Source organism: Pseudomonas sp. PS01300, assembly GCF_029960155.1.
GTDB classification, from domain to species: domain Bacteria; phylum Pseudomonadota; class Gammaproteobacteria; order Pseudomonadales; family Pseudomonadaceae; genus Aquipseudomonas; species Aquipseudomonas palmensis.
Window position 1 is genome coordinate 1 of the sequence record NZ_JASCPN010000122.1, and the last position, 4,973, is coordinate 4,973.

Here is a 4,973-nt window from a genome sequence, read left to right on the forward strand (position 1 = left end):
GGTTCCAGCTGGCCCCCTTCGACTTTGCCTTACCCCTTCGCCGGCAAGGCCGGCTCCTACAGGTTTTGCGTAATCCTGTAGGAGCCGGCCTTGCCGGCGAAGCCTTTTTCAGTGCCCGGCCGACGCCGGCCCGGCCTTGGCCGCGAACGGCGGCTTGGCCAGCCACACCAGCAGCACCAGCCCGACGAACACCCAGCCCATCAACGTGAAGTAATCCACCGTCGACATCATGTACGCCTGGCTGTTGAGCATCTGCTCCAGCTGCGCATACGACTGCCCGTTCGCCCCGCCCAGGTGGCCGAGCATTTCACGGGTGGCCGGCTCATAGGTACTGATGCTTTCGCTCAGGTACGCATGGTGCTGGTCGGCCCGGCGAATCCAGATCCAGGTGGTCAGCGACGCGGCAAAGCTGCCGCCCAGGGTCCGCAGGAAGGTCGCCAGCCCCGAGCCGTCGGCGATCTGCTGCGGCGGCAGGTCCGAAAGCAGGATGCTCAAGGTGGGCATGAAGAACAACGCCACGCCGATACCCATGAACAGCTGCACCAGGGCGATGTGCTGGAAGTCCACCTTGTTGGTGAACCCGGCCCGCATGAAGCAGCTGGCACCGATTGCCACGAACGCCAGCCCCGCCAGCACGCGCAGGTCGAACTTGTGCGCGTACTTGCCCACGAACGGCGACATCAGCACCGGCAGCAGGCCGATCGGCGCCACCGCCAGCCCCGCCCAGGTGGCGGTGTAGCCCATCTGGGTCTGCAGCCATTGCGGCAGGATCAGGTTGATGCCGAAGAACCCCGCATACCCGCCCACCAGCACGATGGTGCCGATGCGAAAGTTGCGGTGGGCAAACAGACGCAGGTTCACCACCGGGTGCTTGTCGGTCAGTTCCCAGATGATGAACACCGCCAGGAACACCACCGAAATCAGGCTGCCGATGACGATGAAACTGGACTCGAACCAGTCCAGGTCATTGCCCTTGTCGAGCACGATCTGCAATGCCCCCACCCCGACGATCAGGCTCAACAGCCCGATGTAGTCCATCGGCTGGCGGCTGGTGCTCACCGGCCGGGTACGCATCTGCTGACGCACCACGGCGGCAGCGAACAGGCCGATCGGCACGTTGATGAAGAAGATCCACGGCCAGCTGTAGCTGTCGGTGATCCAGCCACCGAGTATCGGCCCGGCAATCGGCGCCACCACCGTGACCATCGCCAGCAGCGCCAGGGCCATACCCCGCTTGGCCGGGGGGTACACCGCAATCAGCAGGGTCTGGGTCATGGGGTACAACGGCCCGGCCACCACGCCCTGCAACACGCGAAAGCCGACCAGCTCGGGCATCGATTGCGAGATACCGCACAGAAACGACGCCAGCACGAACAGCAGCGTGGCCCAGATGAACAGCTTCACCTCGCCGAAGCGCCGGCTCAGCCAGCCGGTCAGCGGCAAGGCTATCGCGTTGCTCACCGCGAACGAGGTGATGACCCAGGTGCCCTGCTCCGAACTCACCCCCAGGTTGCCGGAGATGGTAGGCAGGGCGACGTTGGCAATGGTGGTGTCGAGCACCTGCATGAACGTCGCCAGCGACAGGCCGATGGTGGTCAGCAGCAGGCTTGGCGGGGTGAACGAAGCCTGCCCGCTCATCGCTGCGCAGTCTTGCCGCTGGCGGCGCTGTTGTCATGGATCAGGCGCGCGATCAGGGTATCGGCCTCCACCAGCTGGCGGTCGTACACCTGGGTGGCGAACGAGGCTTTCTGCGGCGGCTGTTGCGCCAGCACCGGGCCGCTCTGGTCGTGCAGGTCGACGTCGACCTGGGTCGACAGGCCGATCCGCAGCGGGTGTTCGGCCAGTTGCTCGGGGTTGATGTGGATCCGCACCGGCACGCGCTGGACGATCTTGATCCAGTTGCCGGTGGCGTTCTGCGCCGGCAGCAGGGCGAAGGCGCTGCCGGTACCGGCGCCCAGGCTGTCGATGGTGCCGCTGTACTTCACGTCGCTGCCGTACAGGTCGGCAACGATGTCCACCGGCTGACCGATACGCATGTTGCGCAGCTGGGTTTCCTTGAAGTTGGCGTCGATCCACAGCTGATCCAGCGGAATCACCGCCATGGTCGCGGTGCCCGGCTGCAGGCGCTGGCCCAGTTGCACCGTGCGCTTGGCCACATAGCCGGTGACCGGCGCCACCAGGGTGGTGCGGGCATTGTCCAGGTAGGCCTGGCGCAGGTCGGCGGCGGCAGCCTGCACTTCGGGGTGCGAGGAGACCACGGTGTCGTCGACCAGCGCGGTGGTGGTGTTGAGCTGCTGCTGGGCATTGCTCAGCGCACTTTGTGCCGATGCCAGGTCGTCACGGGCGTGGGACAGCTCCTCCTGCGAGATCGCCCCGCCGGCGGCCAGGGTCTTGCGTCGGTTGTAGTTTTCCTGGGCCTTCTGCAGCTCGGCCTTGCGCGCCGCCACCTGGGCCTTCTGCCCGTCGACGTTGCTGTAAAGCCCACGCACCTGGCGCACGGCGCGGGCCAGCTTGGCCTCGGCGCTCTGCAGGCCGACCTCGGTGTCGCTCGGGTCGAACTGGATCAGCACCTGACCGGCGTGCACCAGGTCGCCATCGTCGGCGCCGATGCTGGTGACGGTGCCGGTGACCAGCGGGGTGATTTCCACCACGTTGCCGTTCACATAGGCGTCGTCGGTGTTTTCGCTCCAGCGCCCGTAGAGCTCGTGCCAGGCCCACACACCGGCGCCAAGCACGAGTACGAGCACCAGCAGCCCGAGCAGCAGCGTCTTGCGCTTGCGCTGATTGTTGAGGTCCTGCTCGGTAGGGGCAGTGTCCGGGGAGGATGCAGTGGCCATGAGAAATACCTTGGCGTTTTATTGATTGCGGGAAGTCGAGGGCAATGCGGCGGCCTGGGTGTCGGCCTGGTAGCCGCCCCCCAGCGCCTGCATCAACTGGATCGACAGGTCGATCTGTTCGGCGTTCAGTTCGGCCAGCTGACGCTGCGACTGCAGCAGCTGCTGTTCGATGCTCAGCACATCCAGGTAGTTGCCGATGCCGGAGCCATAGCGCTGCATCACGGTGTCGTAGGACTGCTGGGCGATGTCGGTGGCACGTTGCTTGGCTGCAATCTGCTGGCCCAGTGCATGCAGCTGGTCGATGCTGTCGCTGACCTCGCCCAGTGCACGCACCAGGCTCTTGTTGTATTGCGCCACGGCCAGGTCGTAGTCGGCATCACGGGCATCGAGGTCGGCGCGCAGGCGCCCGCCGTCGAAAATCGGCAGCGACACGGTCGGGGCGATGTTGAAGAAGCGGCTCGGCGCGCCGAAGATCGCATCGCCCAGCAGTGCCTGGGTGCCGGCGGCGGCGCTCAGGTTGAGGTTGGGGTAGAAGCGTGTCTTGCTCGCATCGATCGACTTGCTCGCCGCCTCGACCCGCCAGCGCGCGGCCACCAGGTCCGGACGCCGGCCCAGCAACTCGGCCGGCAGCACCGAGGGCAGCGCCACCGCAGCAGGCTTGAGCACATTGGGGCGGGCGATCTGCTGGCCACGGTCGGGGCCCTTGCCCAGCAGCACCGCCAACGCGATCTGCGCGCTGCGCAGCTGCTTCTGGGCATTGATGGCCTGCTCCTGGGAGCTGGCCTCCAGGCTTTCGGTCTGCTGCAGCTGGTACTGGCTGTCGATACCCGAGGCCAGCCGGCGCTGGCTGAGTTCGAGCATCTGGCGGGTACGCTTGAGGTCTTCCTGGGTCAGGTCGTTGACGATGTGCGCCTGGCCCAGCTGGCTGTAGGCACGGGCAACGTCGGCGGCCAGGGTCAGTTGTGCGGCCTGGCGGTCCACCTCGGCGGCACGGGCCTGGCCCAGGGCGGCTTCCCAGGCATCGCGTTGCCCACCCCAGAGATCGAAGGTGTAGTTGAAGGTCGCGCTCAGGCTGCGCAGGGTGGAGTAGCTGCCGCCCTGCCCCGTCGGGTCCTGGTCACGGGCCAGGCGCGAGCGGCTGACCCCGGCGCTGGCATCCAGCGTGGGCATGCGCTCGGCGTCGGCAGCGTAGGCCGCGGCGCTGGCCTGATGGGCACGGGCGCTGGCAACCTGCATGTCGGGGCTGTCGCGCAAGGCCTCGCCGATCAGGCTGTCCAGTTGCGGGTCGCCAAGGCGGGTCCACCAGTCGCCCTTGGGCCAGGCCGCAGGCGACAGGGCTACGCCGCCGAGGGTCTTGCCAGCCTGCAGGTCGGCGGCGCCGAGGCGCCGGCCCTGGGTATCGAGGCCACTGTAGTTGGCGCAACCGGCCAGGCTCAGGGCAAGCACCAGCAGGCTTGCACCGGCACGCAGGGCTCGTGGTTTCATTGGGCCTCCACGCGCAGAGCGGTGACGGCATCGCCGGCCGCCAGCAGCACCTTGGTCAGGATCTTTTCCAGGGTCTTGAGCTCGTCCGGGGCCAGCACGCCAACCAGCTCGTTCATCGCCGAGGCACCGATCTGGGGCAACTGGCCGGCCAGCACATCGCCATCGGCGGTGAGCTCCAGGCGTACCTGGCGCCGGTCCTGCGGGCAGCGGCTGCGGGCGATCAGGCCCTTCTGCTCCAGGCGATCGAGCATGCGCGTCATCGACCCGCTGTCCAGGCTGAGGAAACGGCACAGTTCGGCGGGGGTATCGACCCCGTACTGGGACACGATGATCAGCACCTTGAACTGCGCGGCGGTGACGCCGAAGTCCTGCAGGTGGCTGTCCAGAATGCGGTCCTTCACCAGTGCGGCGCGCCCCAGGAGCATGCCGATGGTGCAGGACTGAAAGTTTTCGGGGGTGAAGTGCTGCATGAAGGGAGATACCTGCTTAGGCAGTGGATGCCGCAGATATTACTGCTCAGGCAGCGAATGGCCAAGCATTAATTAGCTTGCTTTCTATTTGGTCGACAAAAGGAGGTAGTGCGGCGCCTGTATCGCGGGCCAAGCCCGCTCCCACAGGATGGGTCATCAGCCTGTGGGCGCGGGCTTGGCC

The 4,973-nt window shown here is 66.5% G+C and carries 4 protein-coding genes; all 4 read right to left on the reverse strand.

Annotation, left to right across the window (positions count from 1 at the left end):
• Nucleotides 1-108 precede the first annotated feature (108 nt).
• From QMX96_RS26415 to QMX96_RS26430, 4 genes are read right to left on the reverse strand one after another with little or no spacing between them, the layout of a single operon-like run.
• A complete protein-coding gene (locus tag QMX96_RS26415) occupies nucleotides 109-1,638 on the reverse strand; it encodes a DHA2 family efflux MFS transporter permease subunit (RefSeq protein WP_282362706.1) in 1,530 nt (509 codons plus the stop codon).
• Entirely contained in the window at nucleotides 1,635-2,837 is a 1,203-nt protein-coding gene (locus QMX96_RS26420; RefSeq protein ID WP_043863064.1) for an HlyD family efflux transporter periplasmic adaptor subunit, read from the reverse strand. Before QMX96_RS26420 ends, QMX96_RS26415 begins: the two co-directional genes overlap by 4 nt.
• An 18-nt stretch (nucleotides 2,838-2,855) precedes the next feature.
• Nucleotides 2,856-4,322 (reverse strand): efflux transporter outer membrane subunit, encoded by a 1,467-nt coding sequence (locus tag QMX96_RS26425; RefSeq protein WP_088515681.1) that lies wholly within the window; start codon nucleotides 4,320-4,322, stop codon nucleotides 2,856-2,858.
• Nucleotides 4,319-4,792 carry a MarR family transcriptional regulator gene (locus tag QMX96_RS26430; RefSeq protein ID WP_043863066.1) on the reverse strand — a complete coding sequence of 158 codons (474 nt, stop codon included), beginning with the start codon at nucleotides 4,790-4,792 and terminating at the stop codon, nucleotides 4,319-4,321. The genes QMX96_RS26425 and QMX96_RS26430 overlap by 4 nt, the downstream gene beginning before the upstream one ends.
• Nucleotides 4,793-4,973: the final 181 nt, after the last annotated feature.

Coding starts and splice junctions, on each gene's coding strand:
- QMX96_RS26415 (WP_282362706.1), bottom strand. CDS start 1,638: ATGAGCGGGCAGGCTTCGTTCACCCCGCCAAGCCTGCTGCTGACCACC.
- QMX96_RS26420 (WP_043863064.1), bottom strand. CDS start 2,837: ATGGCCACTGCATCCTCCCCGGACACTGCCCCTACCGAGCAGGACCTC.
- QMX96_RS26425 (WP_088515681.1), bottom strand. CDS start 4,322: ATGAAACCACGAGCCCTGCGTGCCGGTGCAAGCCTGCTGGTGCTTGCC.
- QMX96_RS26430 (WP_043863066.1), bottom strand. CDS start 4,792: ATGCAGCACTTCACCCCCGAAAACTTTCAGTCCTGCACCATCGGCATG.